Source organism: Salinimonas marina, from assembly GCF_015644725.1.
In the GTDB taxonomy this organism is placed as follows: Bacteria; Pseudomonadota; Gammaproteobacteria; order Enterobacterales; family Alteromonadaceae; genus Alteromonas.
Genome location: NZ_CP064795.1, coordinates 2645572 through 2664582 on the forward strand (window position 1 = coordinate 2645572; position 19011 = coordinate 2664582).

Annotated in this window: 13 protein-coding genes and 2 pseudogenes; 4 read left to right on the forward strand and 11 right to left on the reverse strand. The window is 50.9% G+C overall.

Translation table 11 applies throughout. The features are described 5' to 3' along the window. Positions 1-19: 19 nt before the first annotated feature. Genes IT774_RS11835 through prmB form a run of 3 tightly spaced genes read right to left on the reverse strand, consistent with a single transcriptional unit; the run spans position 20 to position 3277 of the window. Positions 20-1228, reverse strand: a complete 1209-nt coding sequence (locus IT774_RS11835) for an MFS transporter (protein ID WP_195809947.1) — start codon at positions 1226-1228, stop codon at positions 20-22. After that, positions 1229-2332 (reverse strand): chorismate synthase, encoded by a 1104-nt coding sequence (gene aroC, locus IT774_RS11840; protein WP_195809948.1) that lies wholly within the window; start codon positions 2330-2332, stop codon positions 1229-1231. Positions 2333-2335: 3 nt separating this feature from the next. After that, positions 2336-3277, reverse strand: coding sequence for a 50S ribosomal protein L3 N(5)-glutamine methyltransferase (gene prmB, locus IT774_RS11845; RefSeq protein ID WP_195809949.1), 942 nt, complete (start codon positions 3275-3277; stop codon positions 2336-2338). A 144-nt stretch (positions 3278-3421) separates the two neighbouring features. Between prmB and smrB the strand changes: the two genes are divergently transcribed. Beyond that, positions 3422-3985 carry an endonuclease SmrB gene (smrB, locus tag IT774_RS11850; RefSeq protein ID WP_195809950.1) on the forward strand — a complete coding sequence of 188 codons (564 nt, stop codon included), beginning with the start codon at positions 3422-3424 and terminating at the stop codon, positions 3983-3985. 305 nt (positions 3986-4290) lie between these two features. Here the strand turns inward: smrB and IT774_RS11855 are convergent, their stop codons facing one another. The 3 genes from IT774_RS11855 to IT774_RS11865 all read right to left on the reverse strand — a co-directional run bounded on the left by IT774_RS11855 (position 4291) and on the right by IT774_RS11865 (position 9571). Further along, entirely contained in the window at positions 4291-4926 is a 636-nt protein-coding gene (locus IT774_RS11855; RefSeq protein WP_195812287.1) for a transglycosylase SLT domain-containing protein, read from the reverse strand. Between the two features lie 51 nt (positions 4927-4977). Further along, entirely contained in the window at positions 4978-6591 is a 1614-nt protein-coding gene (gene gshA / locus IT774_RS11860; protein WP_408641217.1) for a glutamate--cysteine ligase, read from the reverse strand. Between the two features lie 94 nt (positions 6592-6685). After that, positions 6686-9571: a M16 family metallopeptidase gene (locus tag IT774_RS11865; protein WP_195809952.1), complete on the reverse strand. Its 2886-nt coding sequence runs from the start codon at positions 9569-9571 to the stop codon at positions 6686-6688. A 223-nt stretch (positions 9572-9794) separates the two neighbouring features. On the opposite strand from IT774_RS11865, the gene IT774_RS11870 reads away from it, so the two are divergent. Genes IT774_RS11870 through IT774_RS11880 form a run of 3 tightly spaced genes read left to right on the forward strand, consistent with a single transcriptional unit; the run spans position 9795 to position 11975 of the window. Then, positions 9795-10349: an Hpt domain-containing protein gene (locus IT774_RS11870; RefSeq protein ID WP_195809953.1), complete on the forward strand. Its 555-nt coding sequence runs from the start codon at positions 9795-9797 to the stop codon at positions 10347-10349. After that, on the forward strand, positions 10350-11036 hold the full coding sequence (locus IT774_RS11875) for a TIGR01621 family pseudouridine synthase (RefSeq protein WP_195809954.1): 687 nt from the start codon (positions 10350-10352) through the stop codon (positions 11034-11036). A gap of 15 nt (positions 11037-11051) precedes the next feature. Further along, a complete protein-coding gene (locus tag IT774_RS11880; protein ID WP_195809955.1) occupies positions 11052-11975 on the forward strand; it encodes a ketopantoate reductase family protein in 924 nt (307 codons plus the stop codon). On the opposite strand, the gene lysS is transcribed toward IT774_RS11880, so the two are convergent. From lysS to prfC, 5 genes and pseudogenes are all read right to left on the reverse strand, one after another. Then, positions 11966-13504 carry a lysine--tRNA ligase gene (lysS, locus tag IT774_RS11885; protein WP_195809956.1) on the reverse strand — a complete coding sequence of 513 codons (1539 nt, stop codon included), beginning with the start codon at positions 13502-13504 and terminating at the stop codon, positions 11966-11968. The genes IT774_RS11880 and lysS overlap by 10 nt on opposite strands. Before the next feature lie 19 nt (positions 13505-13523). Continuing rightward, positions 13524-14622 (reverse strand): peptide chain release factor 2 gene (gene prfB / locus IT774_RS11890; RefSeq protein WP_195809957.1). Its coding sequence is split into 2 segments (ribosomal slippage): positions 13524-14546 and positions 14548-14622, totalling 1098 coding nucleotides; the frame shifts between segments, so codons are not numbered across the junction. A 132-nt stretch (positions 14623-14754) separates the two neighbouring features. Further along, positions 14755-15330: an NADPH-dependent FMN reductase gene (locus IT774_RS11895; protein WP_195809958.1), complete on the reverse strand. Its 576-nt coding sequence runs from the start codon at positions 15328-15330 to the stop codon at positions 14755-14757. Positions 15331-15428: 98 nt separating this feature from the next. Then, positions 15429-17161: pseudogene (gene argS, locus IT774_RS11900) on the reverse strand (arginine--tRNA ligase). 9 nt (positions 17162-17170) lie between these two features. Then, positions 17171-18756, reverse strand: a pseudogene (prfC, locus tag IT774_RS11905) (peptide chain release factor 3). Positions 18757-19011 lie beyond the last annotated feature (255 nt).

A 19011-nucleotide genomic window follows, 5' to 3' on the forward strand; every position in this document is an offset into this window, starting at 1 on the left:
ATCTATTCCTTGTTATGTTTTACGCCTGCACAGAAACGCTATGATTCATTTGCTGAGGCCGACAACCCAGCATAATCAAACCGCCTAGCAGTCCGGTAAAGGCGGCCAGCATAAAGGTCAGCTCGGCATTGGTCCCCTGCTCCCACAGTTGTCCGGCCCCATAGTTACCTAATGCCCCGCCCAAACCAAATGCCACCGAAATATACAATGCCTGCCCCCGGCTGTGATACTGAGCAGGTAAAAAACGGTGGATAAAATGCACTGAAGCCGCATGCGTCAGGCCAAAGCTCAACGCATGAATCAGCTGCGCCGCTATAACGACCCATGGGTAGTGGGCAAAGCTGGCAAAGGCATACCAACGCGCAGCCGTTCCAAGCATGCACACCATTAACAACCACCACACGCCAAACCGACTGATCAGCCGGGAGGCCAGCAAAAAGATACCCACTTCAGCAGCAACACCTAAAGCAATCAAAAAGCCGGTTTGTTGGCCAGTGTACTGCAGGTCGCGCAGATAAAGCGCGAAAAATCCGTAATAAGGTCCAAAGCTAATTTGTAGCAGGGTGGCGCTAACCAAAAAAACCACAAAGGGGCGACGGGTTACGTAGCGCCATACTGAACCGCGATTGCCTTCTGAATAACGCGGTGTGGCGGGTTGGCGGATGAACAGTGAGGCGACAAACAACGCACTCAGAACGCCCATACTTACGATCACCGGGGTTTCAGAGCTAAACACATCCAGCGCTTTACCAACCGCGACGGTGAAAACAATAAAGCCGATGCTGCCCCACAAGCGAATTTTGCCGTAGCTTACCCGGGTGGGAGCTACCGACTGCATGGTAATCACTTCTAGCTGTGGCAGCACCGCGGTCCAGAACATCATCATCAAACCAAATGACAATGTCAGTCCCCAGAACCCTGAAAAATAAAAGACACTGGTAAAGGATAAGGCACTGAGTAAACATCCGGCCCGCAGAATAAAGGCGGTCCGCCCTGTCTTATCTGCCAGACTCGCCCACAGTGAAGGGCCAATAATTCGGGACAAGGTGATAACGGCAAATAAGTTACCAATATCGGCCGAGGTAAACCCCCGACCATCCAGGAAAATCCCCAGATACGGTACCAGTACGCCCAGCTGCCCAAAGTACAACAGGTAGGTGATGGCCAGTAACAAAAAATTTAAGGGTTGGTGGGCAGGCCCCACAACCTGAGGCGCAGGGCTGGTCACCTATTCTTTAGCCTGTCCGGGGATAGGCGGCGTCCGGCTTTTAACCTGCGCATTCTGGGCCCGGTGACGTAAACAATGATCAAGCAATGTTATCGCCAGCATGGCCTCGGCAATCGGCACGGCGCGTATACCAACACATGGGTCGTGACGGCCTTTGGTTACAATCTCTATATCATTACCATCAACATCAATGGTGGAGCCCGGCACAGATATACTGGAAGTGGGCTTTAAGGCCATGTGTACGGTGATGTCCTGGCCAGAGGAAATGCCTCCCAATACCCCACCAGCATGATTACTGGCAAACCCCTGAGGCGTCAGGGCATCCCGGTGTTCACTACCTTTTTGTTCAACGACCTTGAAGCCATCACCAATTTCCACGCCTTTCACCGCATTGATGCCCATCATGGCACTGGCAATATCGGCATCCAAACGATCAAATACCGGCTCGCCCCACCCGGCAGGTACCCCGGTGGCGATAACAGAGACTTTAGCCCCAATAGAATCACCGGACTTTTTTAATTCGCGCATATACTCATCCAGTGCTTCCAGCTTGGAGGCATCGGGACAAAAAAACGGATTGGTATTGGTGATCGCTGGGTCCACCTCATCAATTTTTACCGGCCCAAGCTGGGATAAAAACCCATGAATTTGTACCCCAAAGTAATCTTTAAGATACTTTTTAGCAATGCCGCCGGCGGCCACCCGAATCGCGGTTTCACGCGCTGATGAGCGCCCGCCGCCGCGGTAATCGCGGGTACCGTATTTTTGTTCGTAGGTGTAATCAGCATGGCCTGGACGAAAGCGGTCTTTGATATTGGAATAATCCTGGCTGCGTTGATCTTTGTTTTTAATCAACACGCCAATGCTGGTGCCGGTGGTTTTACCTTCAAATACCCCCGATAAAATCTGGACTTCATCGTCTTCGCGACGCGCGGTGGTGTACCGCGAGGTGCCGGGTTTGCGCCGGTCTAAATCCAGCTGTAAATCGGCTTCACAAAGTTCAAGCCCGGGCGGGCAACCATCAATAACTCCACCAATGGCTATGCCATGGCTTTCACCAAAGGTGGTAACGGTAAAAAGTTTACCAAAACTGTTTCCTGACATTGTCTACCGACCTTCCTGCGAATTGAAAAACTGTACCAGGGTTTCTTTGGAAACCGCGAAAATACCATGGCCGCCCTGAGCAAAGTCGAGCCACTGCACCGCAAGTCCGGCAAAGCGATGCTGCATATGCACTTCACTATTGCCTACCTCGACAAACATCCAGCCGCCATCGTTAAGGTACTGGGTCGCCTGACGCAGCATTTGTTCTACCAAATCAAGACCATCATCTCCTGCGGCCAGCGCCAGCTCTGGTTCATGCTGAAACTCTTCCGGTAAGTCGGCCATATCTTCGGCATCGACATAGGGTGGGTTGGAGACAATAAGATCGTAACGCTGTCCCTGCAGGCTGCTGAATAAATCAGACTCGATGGGATAAACCCGATCGGCAAGCTGATGTTCCTGAATGTTCATATCAGCCACTTCCAGCGCATCCGGGCTGATATCTACCGCATCAATTTGTGCCTCTGGAAACTGGTGGGCCAGGGCAATAGCAATGCAGCCACCGCCAGTGCACATATCCAGAATGGCGGCAGGCGGCGACGCCAGAAAAGATTCAAAGCCGGTTTCTATCAGCTCGGCAAAGGGTGACCGCGGAATAAGTACGCGCTCATCAACATAAAACGGTAAGCCACAAAACCATGCCTCATTGGTAATATAAGGCAGTGGCAAACGTGTTTGTACGCGCTTTAATACCAGCTCTGCTACCATTTCGCGCTCACCTTTGGTCAGTCTGGCCGAAAACAGGCCGTCACCGGTCTGGGCTGGCAGATTTTGAGGTAAATGCAATCCATGTAATACCAGGGATACCGCTTCATCCCAGGCATTGTCGGTGCCATGTCCATAATACAGCTGAGCATCATTGAACCGGCTCACCGACCAGCGCACCATATCTAAAATACTATGAAGGTCGTTGATGGCTTCATCCAGATAAATTTTGTCCGTCATTAGGCACCCGGTACATCCGCTAAATTAAAGCTGGTATCATACCCAAAGATAACCAGCGCGCCCATGACTAATTTGGCCGTTAGCACTTGAATCTGAATTTAACCGGGGGCGGCATAATCAGCGCCTCGTACCAACAGGGTTTTCATGGCAGACGATACAACCGGTAACGACTCACAAGATGACGATTTCGCATTGTTCCGGGAAACCATGGGCGCGGTTAAACCATTGGCTCAGGATAAAATAACCCCGTATAAGACGTTATCCCCCACTCCCGCTCAACAAGCCCGCCGGCGGGGACAGGCCCAGCAGCGCCAGGCGACCGCCAGCTTCGCGTTTTCAGATATTTATCAGGCAGCACTGCCTGAAGCAGGCCCGATGCGGTATTGCCGTGACAATGTGTCGACCCACTATTTAAAACAATTACGCCGGGGCGACTATTATCCCGAACTGATTCTCGATTTGCATGGCCTGACCCGGGAAACCGCGAAACTGGAACTCAGTGCGTTATTACATACCGCGCACAAACAACTGATTAATTGTGTCGGGGTGGTGCATGGCATCGGTTCAGGGGTATTGAAAAGAGCGTTACCTCACCTGCTGGTACAACATCCGCATGTGATGGCGTTTCACCAGGCTCCGCTCGAGCATGGCGGTCAGGGCGCGTTGCTGGTGTTGGTAGAAACCGCTGAGCCTACGCATTTTCGTTAGCGCTTAAAGTGCTTGCTCCGGCAGGCATAGCGCTCCTGCATCGATAGCGCCACATCAGTGTCTGGTTTAGCACCTTTTTAGTGGAGACATGGTCCCGAATCCAGGCTGCGCCCTGCCGGGTAACAGCAACAGCTGCCTCAATAAAAAAACCTGAATAAAAAAGAAACAAAAAGACACCAACTGCTATTGCAAATCATTATCATTTACAATAATCTGGTTCTGCCTGTTTGGCGTTAAGGTGATTTAACGGTCTTGGCTTAGCGTCGGTGCTGGGCGGGTGTGTGGTGCGCCTGCCCAGCCATTTTTCAGGTAAACAAACGCATGAACCAGTTTTTCTGTAAGTCTTCTTCACAGGTTTTCAGTTGAGTGGCATAACGCAACGAACGTGATTTTACTTTTGATGCTACTTTTTTCAGCCAGGGTTTGCGATCATAACTGCGTCGTTTATAACCGCCCCACCCTTCGTGATAATTCAGGTATTGTCCGTACGCATCCCACTTAGAGGTTTTATTGATGGCGTAGGCTTTGTAGATAAACCAGCCCATGAAATCCATCGCATCATCAAAATCGTCCCGATCTGCCCAGCTGTTGCCGGTCTCGCGAATGTAATCACTCCAGGTCATGGTCTTGGCCTGAGAGTAGCCATAGGCCGAGCTTACTCTGCCCCAGGGGATCAGGCCAAAGAAAACATAATCCCGGGGCGGCAGGGCATTGTGTCTGAACGAGCTTTCCTGATACATCATGGCCATCGGCACGTGAATAGGCACGCCCCACTTATCTCTGGTATCAGCGGCGGCATCGTACCAATCATTCTTTTCTTCAAAAATTTTACAGATATTGCTGATATCTTTAGGCGGCGCCGTGGCGCAACCAACTAACATGAGCGGACAAAACACCGCCATCAGCAAATTCTGCCAAATTGATTTGAACTTTTTCAACATCACGTGTCCAAATAACTGTTCTAGCAAAATGTGTGTTTCCCTGGAACGCTTTCAACGCCTGACTCTGTCAGGCGTTTTTTTCGCCGGTGGTTCGTTAAAGTAGTTTTTGATGAAGGTCGCAAAGTCCTCTTCATCAGCACTTTCAACGTCTTGTTGGGCCTGTAAAGAGGTGGTCGCCATCGCCTCAAAATCCTGTTGTGTCAGATGGGTGTAATCCAGCGAATCATAAGCACGGGCGTACTCTTTTGCCAGCAGCAATCCTAACGCTGAATTATCCGCATCATCTTTTAGCAGTATCTCTAAAATCTGGCCAGACGGGGTTTTGGCTGAATCGGTTACTTTAGCTCGCTGAGCCGCTACCGCTTCACTGAATTGCCCGGTGTTATGCGCCTGGTCAAATACAGCAGCAACTTTGTCAAACTTATCAAACAACTCGCCGGCCCACGTCCGCATGTTTACCTGGTGGCCGTCGTTATCCAGCATCAGCTCCGGATCACGGCCTTCAAGAACCACCTTATTCATGTTTTCCCGGGCGGTGGCAATCGTATCTAATGTCAGTTCATCACTGGGCATAAGTAAACAGGTCACCAGGTATACATCCAAAAAGTCCATTTGTTGCTGATCAATACCATTAGGATCAAAAGGATTAACGTCCAGCGACCGCACTTCGATATAGCTGACGCCGCGACGTACCAGCGCATCAGAAGGCTTTTCCATGGCTTTGGTGGGCTGCTTGGGACGAATAGGTGCGTACAATTCATTTTCAATTTGCAGAATATTATGACTCAACTGCTGCCAGTGGCCATCTTCCCCCGCAGCATACTGACTAAAGCGGGTCGAAGGACGTTGCATAGCATCACGCAGCAAACGGACATAATTGTCCAGCTGGTTATAACAGATCTCCAGCGAGGATTGTTCGGCATTGGTATACCCCAAATCGCTCATTCGAAGCGATGTCGCATATGGCATGTAATACGTACCTTTGCCCACTTTTTCAAACGGCAACTGATGTTTTTTGTCTTTCAAAAATGAACTGCACAGCGCCGGCGAGGCCCCGAATAAATAAGGAATGAGCCAGCAGGTACGACGATAGTTGCGAATCAAGGCAAAATAATCCGCATCCACCTGGTCCTGAGAAGAGGCGGTATCATGCAACTGCGCCCACTGTTTCCAGAAATCCCCGGACAATGAGAAATTAAAATGCACACCAGAGATTGCCTGCATCATGCTACCGTAACGGTTTTTCAGACCGATACGGTAAACCTGCTTCATTTTGCCCACATTGGAGGAGCCAAAATCAGCAATCGGAATACCATTATCGTCATCAATGAAACACGGCATGCTCATTGGCCAAAGCAGTTCGTCATCCAGGTTGTTCAGCACAAACTTGTGAATATCGTTTAGCTGCTCCACCGTGGTTTTTGAGGAGTCTGCCGGAGGCGTGATAAATTCTAGCAACGATTCAGAAAAATCTGTGGTGATACTTTCATGGGTCAGCGCCGAACCTAAGGCTTTGGGGTGCCCGGTTTGCGACAATGCCCCGCTGGCTTTGATGCGTAAACCTTCACGCTCTACCCCACGCTGAATTTGGGTCAGGGTATGGGCAAAGTCGGAAGATTGTAGTGCAGCCAGTCGCTGCTCGAAGTTCAGTTGAGTCACAGTCAAATCTTCATCCGTTAATGTAAAATGCTCCCCCTGAATAAGGCGAAACATGGGCAAATCAATTGTGGTTCATCTTCATATACGATGAACCGCGTATTTATGGTGTTAACCGACGCCGACGGTTGTCTTGCAAAGACAATTCAACAATCGGGATATCCAGCTTCTGTAGCTGTGGCAACACCGAACTTTTATCACCGACGACAATAATCTGTAGCTGCTCTGGCGCCAGCTGTTCACTGGCCAGTTGATTCAGCTCCTGCAACGAAATATTTCTAATAATTTCAAGTTGCTCAGAACGATAATCCGACGCCAGGTCGAAGGCCTGAAGCTGGCTTAAAAAGCGTGCTTTACTCGCCGGTGTTTCGTAATCAAGGGCATCACTTAATGTGTAGGCACTGCGCATAAAGGCCAGTTCCTGCGGTGTCATGCCCGCGGCTTTGTAACGCTTAATTTCATCAAGGATCTCGGTAATTCCGGCGGCGGTATTGGGTCCGTTGAGATCAGCTGCCGCTTCAAACCAGCCCACTGTTTTGCCGCCTACAAATGCCGTCGAGGCACCATAGGTATAACCTTTGTCTTCGCGCAGATTCAGGTTCACACGACTATTAAACGCACCACCAAGGGCAAAGTTCATCAGCCTGGACTTAAAATACTCACCGGTAGCATCAAACAGCGGACCGCGTCGAACCAGCTTCACTACCGATTGTACACTATCAGGTTTGTCCACCAGATAAATTGTTTGCTGCTGATGCTCCGGAAACGAGCCGGGCCCGTTTATTTCATAGGCACGGGGCTGCCACGCCGATAAAAACTCAAAGGCCTGCATTACTTTGGCCTGGGGTAAGTTGCTCACCACCACCGCATGGGCGTTATTCGGGGAATAGTATTGCTGATAGTAGGCCTTTACATCAGCAAGGGTAATGTTCGCAATCGTCTCCAACGTGCCTTCATCCGGCAGACTTACGCGGTTTTTGTCGCCAAACAACACCAGATCCCGGGCCCGGCTGGCTAACGCCGAGCTACTTTTCAGCTGCTGCTGCATACTCTGCATTAGCTGCTCTTTCAGGCGGCTGAAGTCTGACTCTTTAAAGGCTGGCCGCAATAGCTTTTCTTCTAACAACGCCAGAGTTGGCTCTAGGTTTTTCGTTAGCGAGGTTACCCGCACCTGGGTATAACGACCGCTGGTATCAAATCGGATCCGGCTTCCCAGTTTTGCCAGCTCATTGGCCATCTGCTCATTGGTATAGCGCTGAGTTGATTCGTTCATCATCATCGCTGTAAGTGTCGCGGTACCGGCTTTGTCCATAGCATCTAAAACAATGCCGCCTTCCATTCTCAGGGTGAAGGTGACGGTGGGCGTCTCGCTGCTGGTTACCCCTAACAAGGTTACCTCATGCGGTAAGGAGGCTTCCCAGTAGTCAGGTACTTCAACAATGGGCGCAGGTCCGGCCGGAGGCACCACCGAGCGATCAAAATCATCCGCTGCCGGGGCTGTGGTGGACAGTGGGTCGTTGGTATCTGTAGAGCTGATATCGCGCTCAGGTAAGGTAAAGTTCTGTGGTTTAACCGCCAGTTCCGATTTACCGTTTGGCACCACACTTAAGAACACCCCATGACCATTTTTGATATATTTACGATACACCCGCATGACCTCACTGGCGGTCACCGCATTGTAGCGTTCAATGTCCTGGGCGATAAGATCCGGCTGCCCCTGAAAGGTTTCGCCATTGGCCAGGGCTGATACTTTGCCCGCCACACTTTGCAATCCAAACACCGTGGACGCTTCAATGGAGGCTTTGGTGCGCTCCAGGTCATCCGGCTTCACCCCACGCTGCTCAAATTCACTTAAGGTGTCACTGATAACCTGCTCCAGCTGCGCCAGATCTTTGGTACTGGAAGGATTGGCCAGTGCCAGCATCTGAAACTCACAAGCCAGTTCCCGGCAGGGATGATTGACTGTGGCCTGCACTGCCAGCCCGGCTTTTACCAGATTTTTGTACAACAGCGAGGTTTTGCCGCCACCCAGAATATTGGATAACACATCCAGTGGTGCTTCGTCTTCATGACGGGCATACACGGTGGGGTAAGTGATCTGGAGTAACGGCAGATGGACATTGTCCTGCAGGGTGATATAGCGGTCTTGTTCCAGCGTGACAGGTTCAGGGCTGGCTTTTGCGACCGCCGGGCCTTGGGCGATGGGCCCGAAATATTGTTCAACCCAGGCTTTGGTTTGCGCAATATCAATATCGCCGCCAATGGTAAGCACCGCATTGTTGGGGCCATACCAGCGCTTGAAAAATGCTTTTAAATCGGTGACATCGACCCGGTCGAGATCTTCTACATAGCCGATGGGTAACCATGAGTACGGGTGCCCCGCGGGGTATAGCGCTTCGGCGGTGCGCTCCTGACGTAAGCCATAGGGCTGGTTGTCGATACGCTGCGCCCGTTCGTTTTTAACCGTTTCACGCTGATTTTCAAATTTCTTCTGATCCACCGCCGGTAACAGATAGCCCATCCGGTCTGCTTCCAGCCACAAGACTTTTTGTAACTGGTTGGCCGGTACCGTGGCGTAATAATTGGTGCGATCGGTATTGGTCGAGCCGTTTAGCTTGCCCCCGGCTTCGGTGATAATCTGAAAATGCTGTTCGTCGGCCACATTTTCTGATCCCTGGAACATCATATGCTCAAAAAAATGCGCAAACCCGGACTTTCCCGGTTCCTCACGAGCCGACCCCACATGGTAGGTAACATCGATATGCACCAACGGGTCAGAATGGTCTTCATGCAAAATGACCGTCAGACCATTTTCAAGCTGATAGCGCTGGTGGTCAATCGCCATGGTCTGCGTTTGGGCGTCTGCCTGCGTCGGCGTCATTGCGCTCTGCGAGCTCCGGGACTCAGTACTTCCTTGTTGCTGACACGCGCCTAACAGCATAATGCCGGCGACCAGGGCAGATAATTTACAAACAGGATTTAACGACATTCCATTTCCTTTATCTTGATGTTGTTGTTAACGCACCTGCGGTGGGCCTTGATTTTAACGAATCTGTGTCACATCATCAGATGTATCGCGATTATGTCACACAGGCAATTCTTATCGCCAGACTACCAGATTATCAGGTAAATGGCCCAAGCACATCCAGCTGAAATGTATCAATTTGTCGCGGCTTGCCCTACAATTTGCCAATAAGGTTCAAGGAACACCCATGAATAGTACATCTCAAATTATTGACCTGGATTTTGGCCTGTCACAATTAAGCGGCAACCGGGCTTTGTTGTTAAAATTGCTGCAAAAATTTGCAGACGAATACCGCCAGTTGCCTGGTACGCTGGATCTGGCCTTTAGCGAGGCTCGCTGGGACGACGCCCGGGTATTAGTGCATACATTAAAAGGTGTGGCCGGTAACCTTGGCTGTAACGCCTTATTTGAAGAAGCCCGGGCGTTTGAAAACCACCTGAAAAGCCAGGCCAGCGTACCTGAAAATGTTGCGCGCTTTAGTCAGGTTCATCAACTGACCTTAAGCACGATTGATGAACTGAACGGCCAGACCGGCCAAAGCGGCGTCGATACCCAAAGTGCAGCCAAGACCGTCCCCCCTCAGGCCTTACTGAGCGCGTTAAAACAGCATGAGTTTATCCCCCAGTCTCAATTAGATGACTGGCTGGGAGCCCTGAACACCAGTGCGGCGCACAAAGAAGCGATTCGTGATGCCATTGATGAGCTGGACTATGAACAGGCTATTGAATTAATAGAGCGATAAGTGACCCGACCTTCCATTTTATTTGTCCATAATGATTTCTACATCATCAACAAACCTGCTGGCGTAACGATGCATGACAGCGCGCAGGGAATTATCTCTCAGGTTTTGCCCCTGGTCGAAGATAGCCGGCTATATCTGTGCCATCGGCTGGATGATGGTACCTCCGGCTGCCTTATTCTGGCCCGCAACGCAGCGGCGGCCGCCCGTATAGGTGAGCTTTTTGCCCGCCGGCAGATACAAAAATATTATGTGGCGCTGGCCACCGCCAAACCCAAAAAGAAGCAGGGTACGGTGAGCGGCGATATGAAAAACCGTCGCCAGGGTCAGCATATTTTGCTTAAAACCCGTGAGCAGCCTGCCGTCACTCAGTTTTTCAGTCAGGCGGTTGCGCCGGGGCGGCGCGGGTTTGTGGTACGGCCATTAACCGGTAAAACTCATCAAATCAGAGTGGCACTAAAAAGTCTTGGTGCGCCCATCCTGGGTGATGATCTGTACAAAGGCGACCCCGCCGAGCGGTTGTATCTGCATGCCTGGCAGCTCAGCTTTTGTTATCAGGATGAGTGTATCGAGGTGACCAGTACCCCTACTGGCGAACTGTTTGAAGATGAGGCATGCAGGCACTGGTTGCAATCAATGGAACCGGTGGCACAACTTGCCTGGCCCAACTATCAACTGCCGATTAATTAGTACAGGAATTTTTGCATGTCTTTTCCTCTTCAGGGACGTATCCAAATTGTTGGCAGTGGCGCCATCGGCTCAATCATTGCCGCGAATGCCCAGCGCCATGATATAGCCTATAGTCTGGCCCCCCGCACCAGGGATCAGCTTACCCAGCGCTTAATTACCTATAGTGGACAATCGGTACTGCTGAACCATAACTTGCCGGTGGCTGAGCGGTTACAGGATAGCGACCTGCTGATTTTTCCGCTTAAAGCGCATCAGTTGCAAAGCGCAGCTCAGCAATGGCAGCAGCGGGTCAGCCCCGATACGCCGGTGTTACTGCTACACAATGGGATGGGCGGGTTAGAGTCTGTCCGCGAGGTTTTCAAAAAACAGCCTATTTATCTGGCCACAACCAGTCATGGCGCAATTAAGCTCAACCCCCACGAAGTAAAGCATACCGGCTTTGGTCGCACCATGGTGGGAGAAGCCCCCGACAATTACCGTGACAACAGCGCGCAAAGTGAAATGGTGATGAAGGTGCTCAGTCGTTGTTTGCAGCCGGTGACCTGGCAACAGGATATTGTGCGGGCATTATGGTTAAAGCTGGCGATTAATGCGGTAATCAATCCGCTTACCGCTATTAATGATATTCCCAATGGCAAATTAGACAGCGCAGAATTTAAAGATCAGATTGGGACTATATGTGAAGAGGTGGCGCAGGTGGCCTGTGCCTGTGGGATCCAGGCTGAGGCGACGGAACTTCAGAAAAATGTTCAGCAGGTGATTATTAATACCGCTGAAAATTATTCAAGCATGCATCAGGATCTGGCGCGGCACCGGCCTACCGAAAATGAAGCGATTAATGGCTTTGTGGTCAGACAGGCCGAAAAAAAAGGCATCGACGTTCCCGTCAATGCCTTTTTATATAACAAAATAACCGAACTTGAGGCTGATTATTCCTGAGCCTGAGGCTTCATATGGGGGAATAAAATCACATCTTTGATGGTCGGACTATCGGTAAACAGCATCGCTAAGCGGTCAATACCAATGCCCTGGCCTGCCGTTGGCGGCAAGCCGTACTCCAGGGCGCGGATGTAGTCTTCATCAAAATGCATGGCTTCATCATCGCCGGCATCTTTTTCTTCAACCTGCTTACGAAACCGCTCGGCCTGATCGGCAGAGTCATTTAATTCGCTAAAGCCATTGGCCAACTCACGGCCGCCCACAAAGAACTCAAAGCGGTCGGTGATAAACGGGTTGTCATCGTTTCGACGTGCCAGTGGCGACACTTCCCATGGGTACTCGGTAATAAATGTCGGCTGTTCCAGCTGTTCTTCGGCCGTGGCTTCAAAAATCTCACACAGATATTTACCGGCGCCCCAGATGCCATCGACTTCAGGTTCTTTGATGTGCAGTTGCTTAGCCATCGCTTTAAGCTCATCCAGATGGGCCTCAGGATCGCGGATAGCCTGTTCATTTGCTTGCGGCCAGTATTTTAAAATAGCTTCGCCCATGCTCAGGCGTACAAATGGCTGACCGAAATCATAATGCTTGGTTTCTGTCACTTCACCGTCATTATCACGCACGGTGTTTTCCAGCTTAGTCGTGCCCAGAATATTTTGCGCCAGGGTACGCAGCATATCTTCGGTCAGATTCATCAGATCATGGTAGTCAGCATAGGCCTGATAAAATTCCAGCATGGTAAACTCAGGGTTGTGACGGGTTGATAGCCCTTCATTCCTGAAGTTGCGGTTAATCTCAAATACCCGCTCAAAACCACCTACCACCAGACGCTTCAGATACAGCTCCGGGGCAATACGCAGATACATATCAATATCCATCGCATTGTGATGGGTGGTGAAAGGTTTGGCGGTAGCGCCGCCAGGGATCACCTGCAGCATTGGGGTTTCTACCTCAATGAACTTGCGGTCGGTCAGGTACTGACGAATGCCATTGATTAGCGCACTCCGGATCCGAAAGGTTTCACGGGTTTTATCACTGGTAATAAGGTCCACATAACGCTGACGGTATTTGGTTTCCTGGTCGCTTAACCCATGAAATTTTTCCGGCAGCGGCCGCAACGCCTTGGTAAGCAACTCGTAGTGAGCCATATCAACATACAAATCACCTTTACCTGATTTGTGCAGCACTCCCGACACACCAATGATATCGCCGATATCCAGCGCGCCGTAACGTGCTTTGATGTCTTTTTGCGTGTCTTTGGCGGCATACGACTGAATACGTCCGCTCATATCCTGCAGCAACAGGAATGGGCCCCGCTTGGCCATGATGCGCCCGGCGATACTGACTTCGTATTGCTGTTCCGCCAGGGTTTCTTTGTCCAGCTCACCAAATTTCTGCTGCAAATCGTCCGCATAGTGCTCACGACGAAAGCTATTAGGAAAACCATTTGATTTGCAGTTTTCACGAATTGCGCTCAGTTTGGCCCGGCGCTCGGCAATTAATCGATTCTCGTCTTGTTGGTCGGTCATAACCTAATCGCTTGTGTTGTTAAAGCCCGGACTTCAGGCTGGCTTCAATAAATTTATCTAAGTCACCGTCTAGTACGGTTTGCGTGTTGCGGTTTTCTACGCCGGTGCGTAAGTCTTTAATACGGGAATCATCCAATACATAGGAACGAATCTGGCTACCCCAGCCGATATCAGACTTACTTTCTTCCATGGCCTGTTTTTCAGCATTTTGTTTTTGCAGCTCAAACTCATAAATTTTGGCTTTTAACTGCTTCATGGCCTGGTCTTTATTTTTGTGCTGCGAACGGTCATTCTGACACTGCACCACAATGCCGGTGGGCTCATGGGTAATTCGCACCGCTGAGTCGGTCCGGTTAACGTGCTGACCACCCGCGCCTGAGGCCCGGTAAGTATCGATGCGAAGATCAGAAGGATTGATGTCTACATCGATGTCATCATCTACTTCGGGGTATACAAACGCCGAAGAAAACGAGGTGTGCCGACGGTTGCCCGAATCAAAGGGAGACTTACGCACCAGACGGTGGACGCCGGTCTCGGTACGTAGCCAGCCAAAGGCATACTCACCTTCAAAGCGCACGGTGGCACTTTTGATCCCGGCCACATCGCCTTCGGACAATTCGATAATTTCCGTTTTCAGACCATGAGCTTCACCCCAGCGCAAATACATGCGCAGCAGCATGTTTGCCCAGTCCTGGGCTTCGGTCCCGCCAGAGCCCGCCTGCAAATCAAGGTAGCAATCGGCGGCATCATTAGGGCCCGAGAACATCCGGCGAAATTCCAGTCCTTCGAGCTTTTGAACCAGCGTTTCCAGCTCGGCTTTCGCTTCTTCAAAGGTTTCTTCGTCGTCGGCTTCTATTGCCAGCTCCACCAGGCCTTCGATATCTTCGGTGCCCTGATCAAGCTGCCCAATGGTGTCGACCACCTGCTCCAGCGCAACTTTTTCTTTGCCCAGAGACTGCGCGCGTTCAGGATCATTCCAGACATCCGGATTTTCCAGCTCGCGATTAACTTCTTCTAAACGCTCTGACTTTGCATCAAAGTCAAAGATACCCCCTAAGCGCTTCAGTGCGCTGGCGAATATCGACTATGGCGTTTTGCACAGGGTTTGTTTCCAACATAATCCGCTACATTCAGGTAAAAAGTAAGACCGCGAATAGTAACGAAAATAGTGAAATTTTGATAGCGCAAAGCTAAAAAGAAATTGCTGCTAAGACAGATTTGACTCCCTTAGCAGCGAGGAGGTAGTGAAACTAGCCGGCCTGAATGCTGGCGCACAGTTTGGTGGTATCTGCCCCCAGCTTTTTAAGCTGTTTGATGGTTTTTTCGTTATCGATTTCGCCCCGCTCATTTAACAGCGTATCGACTTTGGCAATGGCTTTTTGATTCGGATGCACCAGCACGCCCACATTTTCCAGTAACATGCGCAGGGCCACCAGCACCCGCAGTCCGCCTAACCCGCCGGCAGAGGCGGCCATGATGCCGGCGGTTTTGCCGCGATAAGCCTGCATCATGGGTTCACCTTCCGCGGCGCGCGAGGCCCAGTCCAGTGCATTTTTCAGCAACGCCGGATAGCTGCTGTTGTATTCGGGCGACGCAATAAGAAATCCATCATGGCTGACCATCAGCTCTTTAAATGCCTGGGCGCGTTCCGGGATCCCCTGTTCGGCCTCTTCATCCTGATTAAAAATAGGCATGGCATAGTCTGCCAGACTGACGACCGTCACCTGGGCACCGGCTTCTTCGGCGCCCTGCACCGCCACATTTAAAATGGCCTGATTAAATGATTGGCGACGGGTACTGCCACAAAAGGCGAGAAGTTTTGGCATAGTTTGCTGTTCCTTACAAAAAAGGGGCTGTTGAATTCAACAGCCCCTGTGAGTAAATCCTGAAAATAGTATCGGGATATAATGGCTTATGCCTAAGTTTACATTTTTTCCAGGGTTTCGATACCCAGTAGCGATAACCCCAGGGCCATGGTATTGGAAACCAATGCTGCCAGGGCCAGACGACTCTGGCGCACGGCGACCGGCGTATCGTCACGCAATATCGGGCAGGCTTCATAGAAACTCATAAAGCAACTGGCCAGGTCGTACAGGTAGCTGCACATTACATGGGGGGTGGCGTCCCGGCCTACCACATTGATGGTTTCTTCAAACTGCAGCAACTGTACTGCCAGCGCATGCTCCTGTTTTTCATGCAAGGCAATATCGATGGGCAGGTCCGCCAGCGATACACCGGACTTTCTGAAGATACTTTTGACCCGGGTAAAGGCATATTGCAGATACGGGGCGGTATTGCCTTCAAAACTGAGCATGGTGTCCCAGTTAAACACATAATCGGTGGTACGGTTTTTACTCAGATCAGCATATTTAACCGCACCGATGCCCACCTTACGTGCAACTTCATCCAGCTCTTGTTCGCTCAGGTCGCTGTCACGCTGGGCTATCAGATTACGGGCACGTTCTACCGCTTCGTCTAACAGCTCTACCAGTTTTACGGTGCCGCCGGTGCGGGTTTTAAACGGGCGGCCATCACTGCCCAGCATCATTCCAAACGGGCAATGCTCATAACTTTGTTCCGGTGCCATAAAGCCAGCCTTACGGCCCACAATTTCAGTTTGTTTAAAATGCAGGGCCTGGCGGGCGTCGGTCAGGATCAGCGTTCTGTCGGCATTCAACTGGCCGCTGCGATAGCGCATGGCCGCCAAATCGGTAGTGGCATACAAGTACCCGCCGCCCGACTTTTGCACAATGTACACCGCCGGATTACCTTCTTTATCGGCCAGCTCTTCAATGAACACCACCTGGGCGCCCTGATCTTCTACGGCAATCCCTTTGGCTTTGAGATCTGCCACCACCTGGGCCAGATCGTGATTGTAGGCCGACTCGCCCATGATGTGATCGCGGGTCAGGCTGACATTCAGTTTGTCGTAAACCTCTTCGCTGTGGGTAATGGATACATCAATAAACTTATCCCACAAGGTCAGACAGGCCGCATCGCCACCTTGCAACTTAACCACAAATTCCCGGGCACGATCGGCAAAACCGTCTTCCTCGTCAAAACGGATCTTGGCTTCACGATAAAAATCTTCCAGATCCGACAACGCGGTTTCAGCCATCTGATTGTTCTGTAGCTTATCGTGCAAATGCGCCAGCAGCATCCCGAACTGCGTGCCCCAGTCCCCATATGATTCTGACGAATCACATTGTGACCTAGAAACTCAAGTAGCTTAACCACACTGTCACCGATGATAGTGGTACGCAGATGACCAACGTGCATTTCTTTAGCAAGGTTGGGGGAAGAATAATCGACCACCACATTTTGTTTGGGTTGCTTGGCCACGCCCAGACGCGGGTCGTGTATGGCCAGCTCACACTGATTTGCCAGCCAGCGATCGCTTAAATGAATATTGATAAACCCGGGGCCGGCGACTTCCAGTTTGGCGGCCACATCGTCCATTTTCACCAGCTCAACAATTTTATCGGCAATATCCCGCGGCTTTTGCTTCAGCTTTTTAGCCAGCGCCATCGCCCCGTTAAACTGATATTCGCCAAACTCAGGGCGGGTGCTACGAGCAATAGGAACCGGCGCATCGGCGGCATTCAGTTCGGTTAAGGCTTCTTTGAACCGGCTGACTAATAGTGCATGTATATTCATAGTGGTGTCTTAATGTTCCCGGGTGTGGGTAAATTGGATATCGGGGTAACGTTCCTGCGCCAGTTGCAGATTTACCATGGTAGGAGCGATATAAGTCAGATTGTCGCCGCCATCAAGGGCCAGATTCTGCGCGGCTTTACGCTGAAATTCTTCTAACTTACGCGGGTCTTCACTGTAGACCCAGCGAGCCGTGTTCACACTGATATGCTCGTAAATTGCTTCGACATTATATTCAGCTTTTAATCTGGCCACCACCACATCAAACTGCAGCACGCCCACCGCACCTACGATTAAATCGTTATTCATCATTGGCCTGAAGACCTGTACGGCCCCTTCTTCGGACAACTGAATCAGTCCTTTAAGCAACTGCTTTTGCTTGAGTGGATCGCGCAGGCGAATGCGTTTGAACAGCTCCGGCGCAAAATTTGGAATACCAGAGAAACGGAAATTATCACCGGCGGTGAAGGTATCGCCAATACGAATGGTGCCATGATTGTGCAGACCAATAATATCGCCGGCGTAAGCTTCTTCGAGCAGGGACCGATCGCCGGCTAAAAAGGTCAGGGCATCCGCAATACGGATATCTTTACCAATACGGGTATGACGCATCTTCATGCCTTTTTCATACTTGCCCGATACAATACGGCAAAAGGCAATACGATCGCGGTGTCTGGGGTCCATGTTGGCCTGTATTTTAAATACAAAACCACTGAAGCCGGGTGCATCAGCTTCGATACGCCCTTCTTCGGTTTCACGTCCCAGCGGGGCCGGTGCCCATTCCACCAGCCCGTCAAGCATATGATCCACGCCAAAGTTACCTAAAGCGGTACCGAAGAAGACCGGGGTAATTTCACCGGCCATAAACAGTTCATGGTCAAACTCATTGGAGGCACCCATTACCAGTTCCAGCTCATCACGCAGCGTTTGCACCAGATCACTGCCAACGGCCGCATCCAGTTCGCTGTTATCAATGCCTTTGATGATACGGACATCCTGGATGGTGTGGCCCAGCCCGCTTTGATACAAAATGGCTTCATCGCGATGCAGGTGATACACCCCTTTAAAGTTTTTGCCACTGCCGATGGGCCAGGTGATTGGCGCACAGGCAATGTTCAGCTCGGTTTCAACCTCATCCAGCAATTCCATTGGGTCGCGGATATCCCGATCCAGCTTGTTCATAAACGTAATAATAGGCGTATCACGCAGCCGGGTAACTTCCATCAGTTTACGGGTTCGGGCTTCCACCCCTTTGGCAGCATCAATCACCATTACACAGGAATCGACGGCGGTCAAAGTCCGGTAGGTGTCTTCTGAGAAGTCTTCGTGTCCCGGGGTATCCAGCAGATTGACCAGATTATCCCGGTAGGGGAACTGCATCACCGAGGTGGTTACCGAGATCCCCGCTCTTTTTCCATTTCCATCCAATCCGATTTTGCATGCTGACCAGATTTTTTGCCTTTTACAGTACCTGCTTTTTGCAAAGCGCGACCAAACAACAGGACTTTTTCGGTGATGGTGGTTTTACCCGCATCCGGGTGCGATATGATCGCAAACGTGCGACGTTTGCTGATTTCGCTTTGAGTATTATCTGCCATGTAAATTCTTTGCTTCTTTTATAAGATGTTTACCTGCGCGCTGCAGGTGTCGCACGCGGAATTGCGGGTTGCCAGCCAAGCTCGGTTACTGACCGGTTGGCTTTGCGACCAGGAGGTCAATTACTAATCAGTATCCACCGCCCTACGCTGATGCGGCCGTATTCTACAAATCTCACCCGCAGGCATCAACAACTTGTAGCGCTGACGCCACAGCCAAACATCCATGATAACACGTTCATTTAGCTGACCCACGAT

What these genes read in the sequence shown, in the direction of transcription:
- aroC (WP_195809948.1), bottom strand. Translation starts at nt 2,332, where the DNA reads ATGTCAGGAAACAGTTTTGGTAAACTTTTTACCGTTACCACCTTTGGT.
- prmB (WP_195809949.1), bottom strand. Translation starts at nt 3,277, where the DNA reads ATGACGGACAAAATTTATCTGGATGAAGCCATCAACGACCTTCATAGT.
- smrB (WP_195809950.1), top strand. Translation starts at nt 3,422, where the DNA reads ATGGCAGACGATACAACCGGTAACGACTCACAAGATGACGATTTCGCA.
- IT774_RS11855 (WP_195812287.1), bottom strand. Translation starts at nt 4,926, where the DNA reads ATGTTGAAAAAGTTCAAATCAATTTGGCAGAATTTGCTGATGGCGGTG.
- IT774_RS11865 (WP_195809952.1), bottom strand. Translation starts at nt 9,571, where the DNA reads ATGTCGTTAAATCCTGTTTGTAAATTATCTGCCCTGGTCGCCGGCATT.
- IT774_RS11870 (WP_195809953.1), top strand. Translation starts at nt 9,795, where the DNA reads ATGAATAGTACATCTCAAATTATTGACCTGGATTTTGGCCTGTCACAA.
- IT774_RS11880 (WP_195809955.1), top strand. Translation starts at nt 11,052, where the DNA reads ATGTCTTTTCCTCTTCAGGGACGTATCCAAATTGTTGGCAGTGGCGCC.
- lysS (WP_195809956.1), bottom strand. Translation starts at nt 13,504, where the DNA reads ATGACCGACCAACAAGACGAGAATCGATTAATTGCCGAGCGCCGGGCC.
- IT774_RS11895 (WP_195809958.1), bottom strand. Translation starts at nt 15,330, where the DNA reads ATGCCAAAACTTCTCGCCTTTTGTGGCAGTACCCGTCGCCAATCATTT.